The 20,429-nt window shown below is 41.8% G+C and carries 20 protein-coding genes and 1 pseudogene; 9 read left to right on the plus strand and 12 right to left on the minus strand.

Annotation, left to right across the window (positions count from 1 at the left end; genetic code table 11):
- The 5 genes from FTU77_RS15875 to FTU77_RS05800 form a co-directional block, all read left to right on the plus strand.
- The coding region (locus tag FTU77_RS15875; RefSeq protein ID WP_218947258.1) for a hypothetical protein at positions 1-241 on the plus strand (241 nt) is incomplete at its 5' end.
- 163 nt (positions 242-404) lie between these two features.
- Positions 405-1,388: a 4-hydroxythreonine-4-phosphate dehydrogenase PdxA gene (gene pdxA, locus FTU77_RS05785; protein ID WP_180055214.1), complete on the plus strand. Its 984-nt coding sequence runs from the start codon at positions 405-407 to the stop codon at positions 1,386-1,388.
- 69 nt (positions 1,389-1,457) lie between these two features.
- Positions 1,458-2,267: a pilus assembly protein PilJ gene (locus tag FTU77_RS05790; protein ID WP_180055216.1), complete on the plus strand. Its 810-nt coding sequence runs from the start codon at positions 1,458-1,460 to the stop codon at positions 2,265-2,267.
- A 30-nt stretch (positions 2,268-2,297) separates the two neighbouring features.
- Positions 2,298-3,110 carry a 16S rRNA (adenine(1518)-N(6)/adenine(1519)-N(6))-dimethyltransferase RsmA gene (gene rsmA / locus FTU77_RS05795; RefSeq protein WP_180055218.1) on the plus strand — a complete coding sequence of 271 codons (813 nt, stop codon included), beginning with the start codon at positions 2,298-2,300 and terminating at the stop codon, positions 3,108-3,110.
- A gap of 6 nt (positions 3,111-3,116) precedes the next feature.
- Entirely contained in the window at positions 3,117-3,962 is an 846-nt protein-coding gene (locus FTU77_RS05800; RefSeq protein ID WP_180055220.1) for a symmetrical bis(5'-nucleosyl)-tetraphosphatase, read from the plus strand.
- A gap of 52 nt (positions 3,963-4,014) precedes the next feature.
- On the opposite strand, the gene FTU77_RS05805 is transcribed toward FTU77_RS05800, so the two are convergent.
- From FTU77_RS05805 to hflX, 6 genes are all read right to left on the minus strand, one after another.
- Positions 4,015-4,461, minus strand: a complete 447-nt coding sequence (locus tag FTU77_RS05805) for a DUF2147 domain-containing protein (protein ID WP_078194271.1) — start codon at positions 4,459-4,461, stop codon at positions 4,015-4,017.
- A 143-nt stretch (positions 4,462-4,604) separates the two neighbouring features.
- Positions 4,605-5,054, minus strand: coding sequence for a DUF2147 domain-containing protein (locus FTU77_RS05810; RefSeq protein WP_168379558.1), 450 nt, complete (start codon positions 5,052-5,054; stop codon positions 4,605-4,607).
- A gap of 60 nt (positions 5,055-5,114) precedes the next feature.
- The gene (locus FTU77_RS05815; RefSeq protein WP_180055223.1) at positions 5,115-5,567 is read right to left on the minus strand and encodes a DUF2147 domain-containing protein; all 453 of its coding nucleotides are present in this window, start codon (positions 5,565-5,567) and stop codon (positions 5,115-5,117) included.
- 248 nt (positions 5,568-5,815) lie between these two features.
- Positions 5,816-6,490 (minus strand): LrgB family protein, encoded by a 675-nt coding sequence (locus tag FTU77_RS05820; RefSeq protein WP_078190106.1) that lies wholly within the window; start codon positions 6,488-6,490, stop codon positions 5,816-5,818.
- Positions 6,491-6,500: 10 nt separating this feature from the next.
- Positions 6,501-6,872 (minus strand): hypothetical protein, encoded by a 372-nt coding sequence (locus FTU77_RS05825; RefSeq protein WP_078190105.1) that lies wholly within the window; start codon positions 6,870-6,872, stop codon positions 6,501-6,503.
- A gap of 43 nt (positions 6,873-6,915) precedes the next feature.
- A complete protein-coding gene (hflX, locus tag FTU77_RS05830) occupies positions 6,916-8,250 on the minus strand; it encodes a ribosome rescue GTPase HflX (RefSeq protein ID WP_180055225.1) in 1,335 nt (444 codons plus the stop codon).
- Positions 8,251-8,662: 412 nt separating this feature from the next.
- Between hflX and FTU77_RS05835 the strand changes: the two genes are divergently transcribed.
- Positions 8,663-9,487 (plus strand): 1-acyl-sn-glycerol-3-phosphate acyltransferase, encoded by an 825-nt coding sequence (locus FTU77_RS05835; protein WP_180055389.1) that lies wholly within the window; start codon positions 8,663-8,665, stop codon positions 9,485-9,487.
- Between the two features lie 43 nt (positions 9,488-9,530).
- Here the strand turns inward: FTU77_RS05835 and FTU77_RS05840 are convergent, their stop codons facing one another.
- Positions 9,531-11,150, minus strand: coding sequence for a phospholipase D family protein (locus tag FTU77_RS05840; RefSeq protein WP_257223583.1), 1,620 nt, complete (start codon positions 11,148-11,150; stop codon positions 9,531-9,533).
- Between the two features lie 104 nt (positions 11,151-11,254).
- On the opposite strand from FTU77_RS05840, the gene FTU77_RS05845 reads away from it, so the two are divergent.
- Positions 11,255-12,265 (plus strand): metallophosphoesterase, encoded by a 1,011-nt coding sequence (locus FTU77_RS05845; protein WP_180011627.1) that lies wholly within the window; start codon positions 11,255-11,257, stop codon positions 12,263-12,265.
- A gap of 290 nt (positions 12,266-12,555) precedes the next feature.
- Here the strand turns inward: FTU77_RS05845 and FTU77_RS05850 are convergent, their stop codons facing one another.
- On the minus strand, positions 12,556-13,869 hold the full coding sequence (locus FTU77_RS05850; protein ID WP_078194265.1) for an MFS transporter: 1,314 nt from the start codon (positions 13,867-13,869) through the stop codon (positions 12,556-12,558).
- A 145-nt stretch (positions 13,870-14,014) separates the two neighbouring features.
- Complete coding sequence (locus FTU77_RS05855) at positions 14,015-14,656, minus strand: hemolysin III family protein (protein ID WP_180055229.1); 642 nt, start codon at positions 14,654-14,656, stop codon at positions 14,015-14,017.
- A 107-nt stretch (positions 14,657-14,763) separates the two neighbouring features.
- Here FTU77_RS05855 and FTU77_RS05860 point away from each other — a divergent pair.
- Together FTU77_RS05860 and FTU77_RS05865 are read left to right on the plus strand one after the other, a co-directional pair.
- Positions 14,764-15,986 (plus strand): annotated as a pseudogene (locus tag FTU77_RS05860) (SAM-dependent methyltransferase).
- 11 nt (positions 15,987-15,997) lie between these two features.
- Positions 15,998-16,423: a GNAT family N-acetyltransferase gene (locus tag FTU77_RS05865; RefSeq protein ID WP_373685809.1), complete on the plus strand. Its 426-nt coding sequence runs from the start codon at positions 15,998-16,000 to the stop codon at positions 16,421-16,423.
- A gap of 78 nt (positions 16,424-16,501) precedes the next feature.
- Here the strand turns inward: FTU77_RS05865 and FTU77_RS05870 are convergent, their stop codons facing one another.
- The 3 genes from FTU77_RS05870 to FTU77_RS05880 all read right to left on the minus strand — a co-directional run bounded on the left by FTU77_RS05870 (position 16,502) and on the right by FTU77_RS05880 (position 20,374).
- On the minus strand, positions 16,502-16,840 hold the full coding sequence (locus tag FTU77_RS05870; RefSeq protein WP_180055233.1) for a hypothetical protein: 339 nt from the start codon (positions 16,838-16,840) through the stop codon (positions 16,502-16,504).
- A 184-nt stretch (positions 16,841-17,024) separates the two neighbouring features.
- Entirely contained in the window at positions 17,025-19,157 is a 2,133-nt protein-coding gene (locus FTU77_RS05875; protein WP_180055235.1) for a 3-hydroxyacyl-CoA dehydrogenase NAD-binding domain-containing protein, read from the minus strand.
- A gap of 11 nt (positions 19,158-19,168) precedes the next feature.
- Positions 19,169-20,374 (minus strand): acetyl-CoA C-acetyltransferase, encoded by a 1,206-nt coding sequence (locus tag FTU77_RS05880; protein ID WP_168379547.1) that lies wholly within the window; start codon positions 20,372-20,374, stop codon positions 19,169-19,171.
- Positions 20,375-20,429: the final 55 nt, after the last annotated feature.

Raw genomic sequence — 20,429 nt, forward strand, 5'->3', positions numbered from 1 at the left:
TATCTGTTTATCTGTTTATCTGTTTATCTGTTTATCTGTTTATCTGTTTATCTGTTTATCTGTTTATCTGTTTATCTGTTTATCTGTTTATCTGTTTATCTGTTTATCTGTTTATCTGTTTATCTGTTTATCTGTTGATTGGATTATTGCTTGTGAGCGTTATGTCTTTTTGGTTGATAACGAAGTACCCGCAGCATGTGTCAGTCGTTCAGCGCGGCATTATGATTCTTATTTGCATTGATTTGGATCATTGACATTTTAGGTTTTGCTTTCGATTTCATTCCATACAATGTCGTACAACGCGCTTATTTTTGAGTTTTGTCAGGTATTTTTAGTCAATAAAATTAGGTCTGTCATGTGCATCACACAGTATAATAATGTTATTGCACACACAGGATAAACCCATGCTGCCTTTATATATCACGAGCGGTGAACCCGCAGGTATCGGACCTGATATTTGTTTGAGCTTAGCCAATCGAATAGATGAAAGGCCAATTGTGGTTCTTATTGATAAAGATTTGCTGCTCAAGCGCGCTCAACAATTAAAGCTCGAAGTTGAACTGATCGACTATGTTGGGCAGGATGAGTCGGCAGCTCTAGGTCAGCTTTATGTGGAACATGTACCTGTAACTACACCTGTTATTGCAGGTCAGTTAGATGTGAATAATGCAGCCTATGTGTTGGAACAATTACGTCGTTCTGCAGATTATGCGATGTCTGGCAAAAGTGTAGGTGTTGCAACTGCACCTGTGCAAAAGTCGATTATTAATGATGCCGGTATCCATTTCAGCGGACATACGGAGTTTTATCAAGAATTTGCAGGCGTTGAGCGTGTCGTGATGATGCTTGCTACAAAAACGCTCCGTGTCGCATTAGCAACAACACATTTACCGCTTCGTGATGTTGCAGATGCCATTACTCAAGAACGTTTGCATCAAGTCATTGATATTTTAATTCATGATTTAAAAACCAAATTTAAAAAAGATCATCCGCATATTTTGGTGTGCGGTCTAAACCCACATGCGGGTGAAGATGGCTATTTGGGCATGGAGGAGATTGAAGTGATTAATCCGGTGCTTGAGCGTTATCGCGCTCAAGGGGTGAATATGAGCCTGAGCTTACCTGCCGATACCTTATTTACCCCTGAAAATTTAAAAGATGCCGATGCGGTTTTGGCGATGTATCACGATCAGGGCTTGCCTGTGTTAAAGTCGCAGGGCTTTGGCGAAGCCATCAATATCACTTTGGGCTTGCCGTTTATTCGGACTTCAGTGGATCACGGCACAGCACTGTCACTGGCTGGAACTGGTCTTGCTAAAAGTTCGAGTTTACAGGTGGCGGTTGATTTGGCTTTAGAATTAGCACGTGCGAAAAATAACGAAACTTAATAATAAAGGTTTGAATTTTATATGAATAATAGTAAAAAATTATCAAAAATAAAACAGGAAAATAACAAGATGCTTAGGGCGAAATCGAACATTCGCCCATTTTTTGGGATTGTGTTAGCGTTGATGCTGTCAGCATGTTCAACGCTTGCTACAGATCATCATTTTTGTGAATTAAAAGTATTATCGCTGCAAATTCCAAAACAGACGGAAGGATTTATACGTTTTGCATTACCGGGTGCTGTGGATGGCTTTAAACATAATCAGCAAAAATTTAATCAAGCGCTGACCGCGGTGCATAAAAAATATGCGAATCGTGATGGTGCTGATAAAATGCTTCAAGATGGACAGGCAATCAATGCTAATATTGATCTGCTTGTACAGCATCAAAATAGCCTGAGTGCGCTATATGAATATCAACTTCTTGTAAGTGAAACCATTCCGGGTATTCAAGTTGAATATAACATTCTGGCTGATATGATGGCTAGAGCAAACAATTCAGCTATTCAAGCAATGATTGCCAAAAATCAAGTCTATATTGCGGGACGAATGTTGAGTTCTTTGCTGAAGTTAACTGATGTGAATTCTATTCATCCAGACGATTTAGATGACTTTTTAGCAGATTTTGAAACTTTCAATATTTATTTGAAGGCTCAACTGAATGGTAATCCCGAACTGGGTGTAGAGCGCCTACACAATGCTGAAATGCGTGAAAGTTTGCTCTCCATTCAGGCTGAAACTGAAGAAATGATGAAATCTGAAACAATGGCTTTGTTACAACAAAGAGAGCCATTGCTCAGTGTAATTAAAGCGGCTCGGGATAATGTGACCAAGTCCGAAGAAATTTTTGCTCGCTTGAGTGAATTTGAATCAAGTCAGTAATCGTTGTAATAAACCTATGCGGAGAATTTTATGTATCAAATTAATGCCCTAAACCCAAAAGATGAAGGGCATCACACGCGTAAGCGGTTTGGACAGAATTTCTTACATGATCAACGTGTTATTGCCAAAATTGTACGTTCGGTAAATCCGCGTACTGGTGACAATATTGTCGAAATTGGTCCCGGTCTTGCCGCGCTTACATCGCCTTTAATTGGTGAATGTGATGCTCTAACTGTGATTGAGCTGGACCGTGACTTAGCTGCAGGTTTGCCGGGCCGTGTGCCGCATCCTGAGCGCTTGACCATTGTTGAAACCGACGCGCTGAAATATGACTTTACCGAGCTGTTTGCCGAAGGCCGTCCTCTGCGCGTGGTTGGCAACTTGCCGTATAACATCTCGACTCCGCTGCTGTTTCATCTCTTGGAGTTTGGCGACAAAGTCAAAGACATGCACTTCATGTTGCAAAAAGAAGTCGTGGACCGTATTACCGCTTCACCGAATACTAAAGAATATGGTCGTTTATCGGTGATGATTCAATATTTCTGCAAACCGACGTTTTTATTTGAAGTGCCACCGGGCTCATTTAATCCGCCGCCAAAAGTCACCTCTGCGGTATTCCGTTTAGAGCCTTATGCCGTTAAACCGATTATGGCGAAAGATGAAAAAGCGCTTGCGCGTTTAGTTTCACATGTCTTTACTCAGCGCCGCAAGACCTTGCGTAACAGCTTAAAAGGCATGTTGGTTGAAGATGGTTTTGAAAATGCAGGGGTTGATCCAATGGCGCGTCCAGAAACCCTAACACTTGCAGAATTTGTCGCATTAGCAGATCAAATGGTGGCTTAAATAATTATGACTCGCAATATTCGCTATAACTATGTCATTGGTGATGTTCAAGGCTGTTTTGAAGCATTAAAAGCTTTACTGAAAGAGATTAAGTTTGATGCAGACCAAGATTTTATATGGTTTGCCGGTGATCTCGTCGCACGGGGTGAAAACTCGGTAGGCGCTTTGCGGTTCATCAAAAAATTAGTGGATAGTGAAGTTGCGGCGACGGTACTGGGCAATCATGATCTGACTTTGCTGGCATGCGCTCGCGGTATTAAGGATATTAATCCTAAAGACAATATCGATGATGTGATTCACGCTTTAGAAAGTGATGATTTGATTGATTGGTTACGCAAGCAGCCGCTGTGTCTATTTCCGAATGAGCAAACCATTTTGACTCATGCGGGTATTCCTTTGAATTGGACTGCGCAGCAAACCGCAGACTTGGCAAAGGAAGTGGAAGCGGTGATTGGTCATGACGACTTTGATGTGGCCGATGCGTTTCTTCAAGTGATGTACGGTAAAGAGCCTAACCTATGGTCGGATGATTTGTCTGGTCATGCGCGCTTACGCTGTATTACCAACTATTTGACCCGCATGCGCTTAACCGATGCAGAAGGTCGATTAGAGTTCAGTTTTAAAGATTCACTCGATGACCCTATGCCGAAGGGTTTTAAGCCATGGTTTGAGTTTGAGTCACAAGCAGCGCAGACCCATCAAATTCTTTTTGGTCATTGGGCTGCTTTACAAGGAAAAAGCATTTCAGCAAAAATCCAAAATGTGGATGGCGGATGTGTCTGGGGCAATCAGTTGATGGCCTATCGTTTAGAAGATCAGCACATGTTTGCGGTCGATAATCCTGTAATGTAAGTATTTAAAAATAAAAAAGCCGCATTGATGCGGCTTTTTATTGGTGTGAGGATTAGTCTAAACGAATCCAAGTTTGGTTACGACCCAAGACTGAAACGCCAATACTTGCACGGATCGAAATACGTTTTCCTGTGCTGTTTAAGCGCACTTTAGCATCATAAACCTTGCCAGAAAGAGGGTCGATAATACGACCTTTTTCATAATTATTTGTATTATTAATTTGCTTTAAACCTTTAACAATTTCCATGCCGAGAATCGGTTGGTTGGTATAAGGCGCAGGGCACTTATTACAGTTTTTTTGCGGTGTATAGCCCGGACGTGGTGTAATTTTAATAATTTTACCGGTATAGGTATTATTTGATTCTTTGTGAATCGAAATAATTGCTTTAGCCGCTCCTGTTTTATCGTCAATTTGTTGCCACGTGCCAGCAATGTCATTTGCAAATGCACCATTCATCAATCCGAATGTGCAAAGGCTGAATAATATTTTTTTAAACATAATCGCTTGTCCCCGAGAAGCATGATTTATGAGCACGTATGTTAGAAAGTTTACGAGAATAGTCAACTTTAATTTAAAAATAATTTGAAGATATTCGGAATAAGAAAAACCGCCATGTCGGCGGTTTTTTTACTTGTTTGAGGTTACTCTTGGCGAATCCAAGTTTGGCTACGACCAAGTGCAGAAACACCCATATAACCCCGTAAAGTTAGGCGTTTCCCACTGGCATTTAAACGGATTTTTGTGTCGTAAACTTTGCCTGAAAGAGGGTCAATAATACGGCCTTTGTCGTAGTTATTAGTGCCTTCAATATGTTTTAAACCTGTTAAGATATCAAGGCCTAAGATTGGCTTGTTTTTGTAGGGTGCAGGGCAGTTTACGCAGGTGTCGCGTGGTGTATAGCCCGGACGCGGCGTCACTTTGATGATTTTACCCACGAATGTGCCATTACTTTCTTTACGGATTTCAATAATGGCTTTTTGTGAACCTGTTTTATCATCAATTTGTTGCCAAGTCCCTGAAAGGTCTTGAGCAAAAGCTGAACCACTCATTACAGCAGCTAAGAATAAGAGGCTCACTTTTAATTTTTTCATCAGATATTCCCTGTAGGTGGTTCACCTATATCAAATCAATTTACTGAATAAATTTAAAATTTATTCAGCGCGAATCCATGTCTGTGTACGACCAATTGCGGAAATCCCCAGATATCCACGTAAATGTAAGCGCTTACCATTGGCAGAAATTTTGCCTTTTAAGCTGTAAATTTTGCCTGCTAAAGGATCAATAATTTTTCCTTGAGAGTAGGTATTTTCACTTTCAAGTTTCAGCCCCTTAAATACATCCATCCCTAAAATAGGCTGGTTGGTATAAGGTGCAGGGCAATTCACACATTTTTCCTTTGGTGTATAACCCGGACGTGGCGTCACTTTCACAATTTTGCCGGTATAGGTGTCTTTGGCATCTTTTCGAATTTCGATCAGTGCTTTAGGCGAACCGGTTTTATCGTCAATTTGTTGCCAAGTCCCTGTAAGATCTTGAGCATAGAGTGCAGAGCTTGTGACTACAGCACCAAATAATGCAGCCAATTTCAAACTTTTTTCGATCATATTAATAATCCTTTATCAATACACTTTGTGAGGGTTTATTGATCATACTAGGTAATATTTGGACTTAGAGCAACTACTCTAAGCCTAAATATTTACATTTTATTCGGGAAAGTTGACATGTTGCACAAAAGTGACTTTACCAAAAATGTAACATCCACAGCACATCGTTCAATGTGTTGTGGCGTACCCTTGAATTTATATTAAGTTTATTTTTTATACAAAACAATCATTTAAAAGTGATTGCTCAGTCACATATTTTGTAGATAGAGTATGAAAGTTGGCAACCAGATTGCTGTGAAGACTGCATTTACCGCCATGCCAAATGCTGCATAGCGCCCAGCAATGCTGCCGCGCTGCCAAGCTTGAGCTGTGCCAATCGCATGTGCAGCAAGTCCTAAGGCGAGTCCTGATGCACGTTCATCATGAATATTTTTGAGTATGATGGGTGAAAATGCTGCGCCAATCACCCCTGATAAAATCACAATCAAAATCACCAAAGGAATCGGGGAATGCAACAGCGTCGCAATGTTGATGGCAATTGGGGTGGTCACTGCCCGTGTAGCAAAAGCCATAATGGTTGGATCTGACAAATGCAATAAATAAGCCAGCCCCATAGGGAGGGCAACGGCACTAATACTGGCAAAGACTAAAATCCCGCCCACAGCTTTTAATGGCAAGTCATCGTAGCGCATCGCTGCTAAAGGAATGGCCAAGGCCACTGTGACATAGCCGAGTAAGTTATTGAACAGTGGATTCACCTGTGCCATATAACTTTCATAGGAAATGCCAAAGAGATACAGCATACCAATGACGAAAAACATCCCAATCACAATCACGGGGATTTGCGGTAATTTTTTATTAATGGGTTTTGCGACAAGATAGGCGATCAGGGTAATGATGAATCCAGAGATGATTGAAAGCATGTTGATTCTCCTATAGCCATTTCTTAGACATTTTTGCGTAGACCCACAGTGGTATGAGGGTGCTGACAAAGAGAACAATCAAAAACATCGGAATTTCATCGCCTAAATGCATCATCATTAGCAATGAGCCCGCACTAATAGGTAGGAAGGCAAAGGCACTTTCTTTCATGATTTTATTATTGGTATCGACCAAACTGGCTGGAATTTTGTTGAATTTTCTCCAAAATGAAAGCACGATCAAGAGGCTAATCAAACCGACTAGATTGCCTAATTCTGGGTGATTGAATTGCTTCATGACCCAGACCGCGCCTTCACGGAAAATAATAATTAATGCAATAGTGCCTATCCAGGCTTTCCAGTCGATGCGCTTGATCCAGTCCATTTTTGTCTTTCGTTAAAATTATACTAATCAAGTTTTAACCGATTTAGTCTTTAATTTCAAATTCTTCAAGTGGACGTTGGAATTGTTGCGCACGCGTTCCCAATATTTCATCAATGGGTAAATGCGCCTGTTTAATCAGTTGTTCTAACTTATGCGGGGCAATGATGACATGCAGAATCAAGTTGCCTTGTTCATCATAACTTTCATTTTGGATCACATTGAGCGCATACAGTTGTGTTCTTAATTTGCCATAAGCTGATTTTAGACGGACTTCAAAGCTTTGAATTTGGCCCATTAAGCACTCTTGAACCGCTTGGCGTAATAAGGGAAGACCTTTACCACTATGTGCTGAGACATAGACACGTTCCGGCTGATGTGGCTTGCCATAGATGATTTTAGGATCTTCGCCACTGACATCAATTTTGTTATAAACGCGCAGAATCGGAACATCTACACCAATTTCTTTCAGGACTTTTTCGACGGCTTCGATTTGTTCCATCATGTCTGGACTACTGGAGTCAATGACATGTAACAATAAGGTCGCCTCCACCGTTTCTTCTAAGGTGGCTTTAAATGACTCGACCAATGAGTGTGACAAATTACGCACAAAACCTACGGTATCAGCGAGCACTAAGTTGCCGATACCATCCCAATGTAGACGGCGTAAGGTCGGATCAAGTGTCGCAAACAGTTGGTCTGCTGCATAGACATCGCTTTTCGCTAAATTATTAAATAAGGTCGATTTACCCGCATTGGTATAACCCACCAATGACACAGTTGGAACAGCGGCTTTTTGACGTGCCACACGACCTTGCATACGTGTTTGACGGACTTTCTCCAGTTTCGCTTTGAGTTGCCCCATACGGAGCTTGAGTAGACGACGGTCTGTTTCCAGCAGAGTTTCGCCAGGGCCACGTAAGCCAATCCCGCCTTTTTGGCTATCGAGATCGCCACGACTACGAATCAGTCGTGAAGCCATATGTTGTAATTGGGCCAATTCAACTTGCAATTTACCTTCATAGGTACGTGCGCGTTGGGCAAAAATATCTAAAATTAATTCTGTGCGATCGACCACACGACATTGCATGATGCGTTCAAGATTACGTGCTTGGGCAGGGGTGAGGGCATGATCAAAGATGACCAATTCAGCTTCATGCTCTGCGACCACTTCTGCAATTTCTTCAGCTTTCCCTGAGCCAATAAATAATTTGGCATCAGGCTTAATACGCTGAGCATGCACATGTTGCAGAATATTGGCACCTGCAGATTGAGCTAGTAAGTGGAATTCTTCGGCATCAAGGTCTGCGAGCATTTGTACTGCTACGCTGACTAAAATTACGCGTTCACCGCTCGCTTGATGTTGATTTAAATTTTCCACTCAGTACACACTCCTGTTTAAAGATTCATTTTAGGCGAAAATGGAGTGCGGTGGTTAATCTAAGTGAGGGATTAATGGCAAAGTTGCTGTACGACCTGTTGTTCTATTAGAGAAAGCTGCGAAAGCTCAATGCCAATAAAAAAAGCACACTCATATAGATCAATGAAATACTAGCAATGGCTTTTAAAGCTTGCCATGACGAAATAGGGGGATGGTCCGAATGTGAGTGATTCATAATACATAACCTTTAAAACCGATATAAAAATGATATTTGATTTCTAAAAACGATTAAAATGGGAAAATATTATCTTCGACTTCGGTTTTTATGATCAATGCAAAAAAACTGTCTTCGGTATATGATGATGAAAATTTACGCCAAATTGTGGCACCGTGTCATTTTAGTGAACCGTTTATGAATCAACCTCAAATCGTCAATACACCGCAAATTAATGTGTTTTCAAAATTTTATTTGTATTGTAAAAAAGTCGGTGCAGCAGCTGTTGCCGTGACGCAGGGTTTTTATTTGGTTTATCGTCATCAATTGTATAAAGACCCGAATAACCCGCAAAATACTCGCTATGTGCAGTATTTTTGTCGCAAGTTATGCAAAGTATTCAATCTTGAAGTCAAAGTGCATGGTGAAATTCCACGACAACCAGCCCTTTGGGTAAGTAATCATATTTCATGGTTAGATGTGGCAGTTTTAGGTTCTGGTGCACGTGTTTTCTTTTTGGCTAAAGCTGAAATTGAAAAGTGGCCAGTGCTGGGTAATTTGGCGAAAGGCGGTGGCACCTTATTTATTAAGCGTGGCTCTGGCGACTCGATTAAAATTAAAGAACAAATTACGGGCTTCTTAAAACAAGATACGCCGGTACTCTTTTTCCCAGAAGCCACCACTTCAGATGGCAGCAAAATTAAAAAAATTCATGGTCGTATTTTAGGTGCGGCAATTGAAGCCGAACGTCCAGTCCAAATTTGCTTAATTTGCTATGTGAATCAGGACGGTGAACTCGATAATATTGCGCCCTATGTCGGAGACATTAGCTTTGATAGGCATGTCAAAAATGTCTTAGAAATGCCGAATGTCACTGCGCATCTCATGACATTGCCCGCAATTGATTCGGCAGGTCATACTGTTGACAGTCTGACACAAGAAGTGCAGCAAAAAATGAATCAGGGATTAGCAGAGCTTCAAGCTAAAGTTCTTAAATCGCCAGTTCCAGTTGAAGCTAAATAATTTAATGATACAGGCTGCAGGGGATGCCTTTGCAGCACAATCCTTACATAAAGCCTTCGAGCGGCAACCAAGAGATAAATTTCACCCCTGCTTTTTGCCACCACTTGATTTTCGGTTCACGTGGATAAATACGCGTTTGACCATTTGACAGCTTAATTTTCCAATTGATCTGTTGGTCTGCATTGAGCACTAACTTATAGGCATATTTACTTAAATTTTCATCCATGGTGTAGTGGACGGCTTTGGCTAAGCGTGGGCTATTTAGTAATACCCCAATTTCAGTATTTAAATATGCTGAGCGAGGGTCAAAGTTAAATGAACCAATAAAAACTTGTTTTTCATCAATTGCCATCAGTTTGGCATGTAGGCTTGAACGGCTTAAACCTTTTAGACTAACTTTGGATTTTTCAGCGAGCTCTTTGGTATTGGTATTGAGGTTTTCTGCATCAGGTCTAGAGAGAAACTCATAGAGTTGAACGTCGTGTTCCAAGAGATCTTGACGATATTTGCTATAAAAAGCATGAACCAATGGTACGTCATTGGCCTGGAATGAGTTGGTCAAGACTCTGACTTTTACGCCATCGGCACTGAGGTTTTTTAGGCGTTCAGCCCCTTTTTTTTCTGGGACAAAGTAGGCTGAAACGATATCGACACTTTGTTCAGGTTTATCTAAACGGTTGAGGAGCTGAAAGTTGAGGTGCTCTTCTTTTTTGGCTTTAGATTTGATTTTGCTCGGGGAATCTTTGACGACTTCGGCTTTGACCCAGTCAAATTGGATTTTATTGTTGAGCCAGTCATCAAAGGCATGTGAACGGTTAGCTAAGTCCAAATAATTGACCACAGTGGCTTCTTGGTTATAGTCATCGAGTTGTTGTTTGAGACTGTCAAAGCGCAAACTATAGTGGCGTGGATTGACCAATTGACGTACTGGAAAGGCATAATCATCATTCCAATATTCGTCAAAAGAATGGATGATTTCATCGGATGCCGCACCGACCAACATGACGTCGACATCGGAAAATTGATAATTATCACTGACGTTATAGTATTGGTTACTCATATTGCGACCACCAATCAATGCGATTTGATTGTCTGCAATAAAGCTTTTGTTGTGCATACGACGGTTGATGCGTTTTAGATCCAACACCATATCGACAGGGCGGAAATGTCGGAAGCGGTACGGGTTATACAGTTTGACATCAATATTGGTATGTTGGTCGAGTGCCATATAAATGCCTTCCATTTTTTTTGCATTATTGTCATCGACCAATAAACGAATTTTCACCCCACGATCTGCAGCTTTGATCATGGCATGTAGGGCCAAAGCACCAATTTTGTCGTTATCCCAAATATAGTATTGTAAATCTAAACTTTTTTCGGCCTTATTGATTAGCTCAATTCGAGCCGCTAAGGCTTCTAATGGGTCATACAGAACGTGGTAACCGGTTAAATTAGGATTTTGTTCACGTAGCGGCAGCACAATTTTCGCAAGGCTAGTATCGTCAGTGGGAGTATTAAAGGCATATTCCACAGGTTGAGTTTGCTGTTTAGGCAAGGTACTACATGCAGATAAAGTCAAAACAAGGCTACAACTCAGCAAAACCGCCTTAGTGTGGTTGTGTATGAAGGGCAAATTCTGCTGTTTCGGTGTAGCTGAGTTCATACTGTTAGACATACTAAAAAATTTGATTTGAGTATAAGTGTCAGCTGTGAAAAGATAAATATAGTGACCGAGTTTTCTCGTTAGGCAAATTGTAGAGCAAATGTATGTGGGAATTAGATTCCGTAGTGATGTATTTTTATATCGGGTTGGCTGTGCTGGGCGTTTGGGCAATATCCCAAGCTTGGTTAAGTCAGTCGCGCACGGAAACGATTCATCCGTTTAAAGCCTTCGTACATTTGTTGGCATTTTATCTCTCGTATTTACTTATTCCTTTATTCTTCTTTAGCTTTTATGCAGGCTGGAGTGGCTATTATTCACTACATGAAGCGATTTTTGTCGGTGCTGTTACGGGGCTTTTATGCTATGCCCGCTTTATCGAGCCGCACATGATTCAGGTGAAAAAATGCCAATATCAATTGCATGAAACACGACAATTATTAAAGCCTGTACGCATTGCTTTAATTGGTGATTTACACATTGGTTTATTTTCAGGTCATGAACGTCAGTTAAAAATGATCGTCGATAAAATCAATGCGCAAAATCCTGATTTGGTCGTGGTTGCAGGGGATTGGACTTACGAGCCAGAAAATAAGTTAGCTGAAGAATTGGCTGTACTGAAAAAAATTATTGCTCCAATTTATTCGGTGAATGGTAATCATGATGAGCAATATCCCGGTCCGCCTATTCAAGCGCTGTTAAAACATGCATTAGAAAGTAATCATGTGGTGGATATCGAAGGGCAAGTGGTGGAATTTAATGAGTTTCGCTTATTAGGCGTTGGGGATTTGTGGGCAGGTAAAGCCGATATGCGCTATTTGCCAGAATTGCCACAAGATAAGCCTTGGATCATTTTGTCGCATAATCCAGATACCGTCGATATGGTACCTAAACTTCCGGGACGACCATTGATGTTGTCGGGTCATACACATGGTGGACAAGTGGAATTGCCATGGTTGACCGATTATGTAATGAAAAAAGTGTCGATTTTAGGTCATAAAAAAGGGCTATATCAGCATGACAATGCAGATGTCTTTGTCACTGTTGGTACGGGCATGGTTGGGGTACCTTTCCGTTTTCTTGTGCCACCGACCATTGATATTATCGAGTTGGTTTAATCAAAAACTACCGTTCATTATCGCTAAACGGTTTGGTGAATGTTCTTCTTGATGTAGAGCTACAGGCCTTGTTTGGTTAATAAAATTGAATCGTGCCATTCATTTGCTGTTTGAAATTAAGTGAATGACCGTGTCTTGGAACAGATGATGTGTATTGCTCAGTTGGATCTAAGCTGCATTCATGAATTACATCAAAATGCTGTCAACTACAGAGTATTCATCAGTTCATTGACTCCATTTGAGACATAAAAAAGCCAGCAATAGGTGCTGGCTTTTTTATTATGTGCAGATTAAACCTGATTATTCACATCATCATTTTTAGTTTCGCGAATCATTAAGAACGCGATCAATGAAAGGATTGATGCTGCAGTTAGATAGTAACCTACTGCATATAAACCATAGCCAGTTGCAAGTTTAGTTGCGATCAGTGGCGCGAAAGATGCACCAAAAATACCAGCCATGTTAAAGGTTAAAGCTGAACCTGTGTAACGTACAGACGTTGGGAAGATTTCAGACAATACCGTACCAATTGGACCATAGGTTAAACCCATGATCGCAAGACCGATACATAGGAATAAGAACACCATCGCAGTACTGCCAGACTCAAGCATGCTTGAGAAGACTAAGCCAAACAATGCAGATACAACACATACCGCAATCGAAGTCGTTTTACGACCAAATTTTTCAGCAAATACAGCAGAAAGTGGAATGAAGGCAGCGAAACAAAGTGTGGCAACCAATTGAAGCTTTAAGAATTCTTCACGTGTATAACCAAGCTGGGTTGTACCCCATTGTAAAGCGAATACTGTGGTTAAGTAGAACACAACGAATGTACAAATCGCAGCAATCGTACCGAGAATTAACATCCCCCAGTGCTTAGTGATCACTTCTTTAAATGGAATATTTACTTCTTTTTGCTTATCCAATACTTTTTGGAACGCTGGTGTTTCATGTAATTTTAAACGAATCCACAGACCGACAATAACCAATAGAGCACTTGCAATGAATGGAATACGCCAGCCCCATTGCATAAACTCAGCTTCAGACATGAAGTGACCTAAGGTCAAGAATGAGCCTGTTGCAAGAATAAAGCCGATTGGCGCACCCAATTGAGGGAACATACCATACCAAGCACGTTTGCCTTCTGGCGCATTTTCAGTTGCAAGTAGCACGGCACCTGACCATTCACCACCTAAACCAAGACCTTGACCTAAGCGACAAAGTGCAAGCATGAGCGGAGCAGCGATACCAATTTGAGCATAGGTTGGAAGCAAGCCGATACATACTGTAGAAATCCCCATGGTGAGGAGAGCGGCAACTAATGTGGCTTTACGACCGATACGGTCACCTAAATGGCCAAAGAATGTTGCACCAATCGGGCGAGCAATAAAGGCAATCGCAAACGTTGCTAGAGATTGAATCGTTGCGGTTGTTGGATCTGTACTTGCAGGGAAGAACAGATGCGGGAAGATAATTACAGCCGCAGTTGCATAGATGTAGAAATCGAAGAATTCGATTGTGGTACCTACAAGACTTGCTGTAAGTACGCGGAATTTTGAATTTGTTGGTTGCTGTTCAGTGGCAGCAGCACTTGAAGACGCCATGGTGGACCTTACACTTACTAAAAATAATTGAACTTAGTTTTAAAAGCGTAATCTTTTTAAAAAAGGCGTAATTTCTTAAAAAAATACGAAATACCAACTTACGGACTGCGGAATTAGGGTCACTAAAGAATGCAGTGTCAGTGGGTTATATCACGTAGAGATAAATCGACAGGAAATGTGATCCTGCACCTATCAATACAAAAATATGCCAGATAGCGTGTGTATATCTTACCTTTTTTAAGGCATAAAACAATGCACCGATTGTATAAGATAGCCCGCCAATGATCAGGTAGGTTAAAGCTTGATCAGATAAAAAGCGTTGCATATCATCCATTACCAGTACTGCAAGCCATCCCATCACCAAATAGGCAATCAACGAAATCTTTTGAAAACGATGAATGAAAATTAATTTGAATAGTGTTCCAATTGCAGCAATGACCCACAGTGCAATGAGTAAATAATGCGCTTTTGCGGTAGGCAATGCGATTGCCAGAAACGGGGTGTAAGTACCTGCAATTAAATAATAGATTGCGGTATGGTCGAGTTTTTTGTACCAACCACGGCGCTCAGGAGATTCTGCGAAGTGATATAGACTCGAGGCTGAAAACAATAACAGCATACTGAATGCATACACCCAAAGTGAAAGCCATTGTCCAGTTGGAAGATATGATCCTTTTAAAATCAGTAGGATACCTGCGATGGCAGACAACGCTGCACCGAAAGCATGGGTATAGAAATTCAGTCTTTCTTCAGCTGGGTCATAAGCTAAAAGATGGGGAGTATTCATAACGTATCTTTTATAATAATTTAAATATACATATGTATAGTAATTCAATTTTGCTTTTGGTGTAAGAAGATTTAAAATTGTTTTGCAAATTTATCTAGGTTTATATTATGTCATCTTTGGCTTCTCCCTCTACGCAAGAGCAGCAATTTTTAGCAGCCTTTCAGCAAGCCATTGAAACACAGCGTTTTGATCGCATGATTTTGAGTCAGTATAAAGGTGAATTAGAGCAATTAGAAAAAATGACCTTGCGAGTCATTTCGCTGCAAGGTGAGTCATTTCTTAGTTGTTTATATCGTTATAAAACCCAAGACATCACCAAAAATTATCCAATCGCATCTGCATATCAACAAGTCGAAAGTTTATTGAGTTGTTGTAAGCAAGCCAACCTGATGACCTTAGATGAAGAAATCAGCTTAAGAAAAATAAAAAGAAAGCCATGCTAAGCATCAGCAAAAAGCAGCCAGCCTTAGGGAAAAATCCTACTGAGCAGCAAGGACATGATCGAGCGAAACATCGCTATGTCGATCAAAACAGTTATTTCTTACAGCCACTCGGTATTACGGATGCCAAAGCACAAATTATTCCGAGCATGGCGCGTAAATGGAAACAAATTAATAAATTTGTAGAAATTTTTTCAGGCGCTTTAAGTCAGATTAAAGAGACTGATCAATCTCTACATGTTGTAGATTTTGGTTCAGGCAAGGGATATCTAACTTTTGCATTATATGATTATTTAGCAAAACACCAGCAAGTGCCTAAAGTGACTGGGGTTGAGCTGAATCCGAAAATGGTGGAATTTTGCCAAAGCGTTGCTCAGCAGTCGAATTTCAGCCAACTGGATTTTTTCCAAGGCGATGTTCGTACCTATGCGCCTGAGCGCTTAGATGTCATGATTGCGCTGCACGCCTGTGATGTGGCAACGGACTTTGCGATTCATACCGGTATTCGATTAAATGCGCAAATGATCATGTGTGCGCCGTGTTGTCATAAAGAACTGCGTCCGCAATTGAAAGCGCCGCAAGTACTTGCACCGATGTTGCAATTTGGTATTCATGCAGGCCAGCAAGCAGAGATGCTTACTGACACGATTCGTGCACTTTTATTGAAAGCATATGGTTATGAAACCAAAGTCTTTGAATTTGTGGCACTTGAACATACCAGTAAAAATAAAATGATCTTGGCAACCAAACGTGCAGACTATGTCGAACCTGATCAAGCGGTATTGGCGCAGATCCAAGCTTTAAAAGACATGTATGGCATTCAAAAGCATTCGTTAGAATTATTGTTGAATGATCAATGGGACCAGCAAGATATTGGCTGTAAATGCTAAAGGATGAAGGGATGCAGCAGTTAAATATTCAATTTGGTCTGTGGGAGCAACTGGCCTCTGCAGCTCGATCGATACGTGAACAGGTCTTTATTTTAGAACAGCAGATATCGCCCGCGGATGAGTGGGATGCAGAAGATGCGATTTCACTGCATTTTATTGTTCATGATGGGATGAAAGCTGTTGCAACTGCTCGTTTGTTGAAAAATAACAGTATAGGCCGTGTTGCTGTTTTAAAGGCCTATCGCGGTCAGGGGATTGGTAAAATCTTGATGCAAGCCATTATCGAACAAGCGACATTAGAGCAACGTGAATATTTAAAACTATCTTCACAAGTGCATGCCATACCGTTTTATGCAGCTTTAGGTTTTGTTGTTGAAGGTGATGAATATTTAGATTGTGGTATTCCGCATCAAGATATGTACATGGCTTTGGCTTAAATACGTAAAATTGGACATCTATAAATAAAAAAACGCTTAATATTTTAAGCGTTTTTTTTGCATAGATTGGGTCAAAGCTTAGTGGCCATGTTCATTCGATGCAGTAGGTTCAGGGCTCATGTCATCCATATGTGCATGTTGTTCTTCAGTCATATGCATATCTGCTGCAGTCGGCGCAGAAGCTTCACGAGCTGCTTGATCAGCTCGCGCCTTTTTCAAGGCTTCTTCTGACATCACAGGGGCATTTTTAAATGCATGCTGTTGAGTATTGTCTTTTTTCTGTTGGCTCGGCATATAGTCTGGTTCATTGGTCACAGCAAGCCAGAAAATACCCATGAATAGCGCACCTAAAATACAGAAGATAATCAGTGCTTTCCAGCCCCACGGTGATTTTTCAGGAGAAGTATGATCAGTCATAACAAGCTACTCAATCGGATAAAAAGAAATCAAAAAACTTGTTACTTTATAACATAAAACAGATGAGAGTTCGCTTAAAATCTAGACTTGTTTGCAAACACGCGAATGCGAAGGAAAATTAAAAGGAGCCGAAGCTCCTTTTGATGTGATTGAACAGCAAAATTTGCATGCTCAAAATGAATAATTAAATCTTCTCAGCTTTCGCCACTTTGTCTTTCAGCAATTGCGGTGCTTTGAAGCGTTCGCCATATTTTGCTTCTAGTGTATTGGCACGAAGTAACGCTTTTTCCAAACCATATTGATTTAAAAATTGAAGTGCACCACCTGTCCAAGGGGCAAAACCAATCCCGAAGATTGAACCGACATTACCATCTACTGTTGATTCAAGTACGCCTTCTTCTAGGCAGCGCAGCGTATCGAGCGACTGTACAAATAGGAAGCGGTCAATCATTTCCTGTTCAGAAATAGCATTATCTTTCTGCCATTTACTCAAGCCTTCCCAGAGGTGCTTTTTACCGCCTTCAGGATATTCATAAAAACCTGCACCCGCAGCTTTACCTTTACGGCCAAACTCATGAATCATTGTCTGAATCACCTCATCCGCACCTGAGCGAGGCAGGTCTTTGCCTTCAGCTTGTAGGGCTTTACGGGTTTCAGCCGCAACATGTTCAGAGAGTGTTAAAGACACTTCATCTTGAATAGCCAATGGGCCTACAGGCATGCCGGCTTTTAGTGCAGCCATTTCAATGCGGGCAGGGTGTACGCCTTCAGACAGTAGACGTAAACCTTCTTGTACAAAAGTGCCAAAGATACGGCTGGTAAAGAAGCCGCGACTGTCATTCACCACAATTGGTGTTTTGCCAATTTGCTGTACATAGTCATAGGCTTTGGCTAAGGTTTCAGCTGACGTGTTTTTACCTTTAATTATTTCGACCAATTGCATTTTATCGACAGGGCTAAAGAAATGCAGACCGATAAATTTAGCTTGATCTTGAGATGCATTGGCTAAGCCTGAAATTGGCAAGGTTGAGGTATTGGATGCAAAAATACCGCCCTCTGCCAAATAGGTTTCTGTTTCTTGCGTCACTTTGGCTTTCAGTTCGACATTTTCAAACACAGCTTCAATGATCAAGTCACAGCCTTGTAGGTCGGCAGCATCTGCAGTGGCATGTATCAGGCCTAAGACTTGATCACGTTTTTCTGCACTTAAACGAGCTTGAGATACTTTTTTATCTAGCAGTTTTTGGCTATAGGCTTTGCCTTTTTCAGCAGCTTCAACAGAAACATCTTTGAGTACAACTGCAATGCCTTTTGATGCTGTGGCATAAGCGATGCCTGCACCCATCATGCCTGCGCCTAAAATACCAACTTTGGTGGCTTGCCATTTCGCGACGTCTTTTGGACGGCTTGCACCAGACTTAATAGCGTTGAGACCATGCCAGAAGGTGCCGATCATATTTTTAGAAATTTGACCGGTTGCAAGGTAAGTAAAGTAACGTGATTCAATCGTGAGCGCTGTATCAACATCGACCTGAGCGCCTTCAACTGCAGCTGACATAATGGCTTCAGGCGCAGGGTAACAGCCCTTGGTTTTGTCACGTAGCATAGCGGGGGCAATGGCGAGCATTTGCGCCACAGCAGGAGTCGATGGCGTACCGCCCGGAATTTTGTAGCCTTTTACATCAAAGAGCTGCTGTGATTTTGGATTAGCTTTGACCCAAGAGATGGCTTTATCCATCAATTCTTCAAGGCTATCTGCCGTGTCTTGAATCAGTCCCAGTGATTTAGCTTTATCGACACCAATTTGTTTGCCTTCCATCAGGAGCGGAAATGCATTCTGCAGACCTAATAAACGTACCATACGTACAATACCGCCACCGCCCGGCAGTAAGCCTAAGGTCACTTCTGGTAAGCCAAATTTCGCCTTAGCATCATTCAGCGCAATACGATAATGACAGCCAAGAGCTAACTCCCAGCCACCGCCAAGCGCTGTGCCATTTAAGGCTGCGACAACTGGAATGCCACGGGTTTCGATATAACGAAGTTTGGCTTTCATCTCTTCAATCATATTGAAGAATGCAGTTGCATGCTTAGGTGTAGCTTGAATCAGCTCGTCTAAATCACCGCCTGCAAAGAAGGTTTTTTTGTTCGAGCGGAAAATGATCCCTGCGATGTTTTCGTCAGCTTGCAGTTTGTCTAGTGTTTCAGCCAGTGCCGTACGGAAGTCTGCATTCATGGTGTTGGCAGATTGGTTTGGAGAATCTAAAGTTAAAATGACGATATTGTCAGCATTTTTTTCAAATTGAATTGCGCTCATTTTTATTCTCCTTATACCAACTCAATAATCGTTGCGATGCCCATACCGCCGCCTACGCACAAAGTCGCTAAACCGCGCTTTTTACCTTGGCGTTCCAGTTCATCCATCAGGGTTCCTAAAATCATGGCGCCTGTTGCACCCAGCGGATGTCCTAATGCAATTGCGCCGCCATTCACATTGACTTTGGCAGGGTCAACGTTGAGTTCGGTCATAAAACGCATCACGACTGCTGCAAAAGCTTCATTCACTTCAAACAGGTCAATATCATCAATGGTTAAGCCAGCTTTGGCTAAGGCTTTACGTGCAGCAGGTGCAGGACCTGTCAGCATAATGGTCGGGTCTGCGCCCACTAATGCAGTTGCGAGCACTTTGGCACGTGGCTTTAGGCCTTGTTCTTTTACGGCTTTTTCAGAGGCAAGCAACACCACTGCAGCGCCATCGACAATGCCCGATGAATTGCCTGCATGGTGTACATGGTTGACAGCACCCACTTCAGGATATTTTTGCAAGGCGATGGCATCAAAGCCCATTTGCCCCATCATGGCAAAACTTGGGTTGAGTTTGCCTAAGCCTTCTGCTGTGGTCGTTGGTTTAATAAATTCATCTTTGGCTAAAACAGTGATGCCTGCTTTGTCTTTAACTGGAACGACAGACTTGTCAAAATAACCATTGGCTTGAGCTGCGGCGGCTTTTTGCTGAGAGCTGGCTGCAAATGCATCCACATCTGCTCGGCTGTAACCGTCAATGGTGGCAATTAAATCTGCCCCAATGCCTTGCGGAATAAAATCACAGGCCATATTGGTTTCAGGGTCGAGCGCCCAAGGGCCGCCATCTGAGCCCATTGGCACACGAGACATCGACTCTACACCGCCAGCCACCACAAGGTCTTCCCAGCCAGAGCGGACCTTTTGCGCAGCCATATTGACTGCTTCTAAACCTGAGGCGCAAAAACGGTTGATCTGAACACCTGCCACATCATTGTCCCAACCTGCTGCAATGGCTGCGGTTTTGGCAATGTCCGCACCTTGGTCACCAATGGGGGTCACGCAGCCCAGTACAATGTCGTCTACTGCAGCGGTGTCAAATTGATGGCGGTTTTGCAATTCGTTCAATAAACCGGTCAGTAGGCTGATGGGTTTAACGGCATGCAGTGAACCATCTTTTTTACCTTTTCCGCGCGGTGTGCGAATGGCATCAATGATGTAAGCCTCGCTCATAATCCTGTCCCTATGATCTATAAATTTTTATTGGTTTTTTGAGTGTACGGATTAA

The organism is Acinetobacter sp. YH12142 (genome assembly GCF_013418435.1).
Lineage (GTDB): Bacteria > Pseudomonadota > Gammaproteobacteria > Pseudomonadales > Moraxellaceae > Acinetobacter > Acinetobacter amyesii.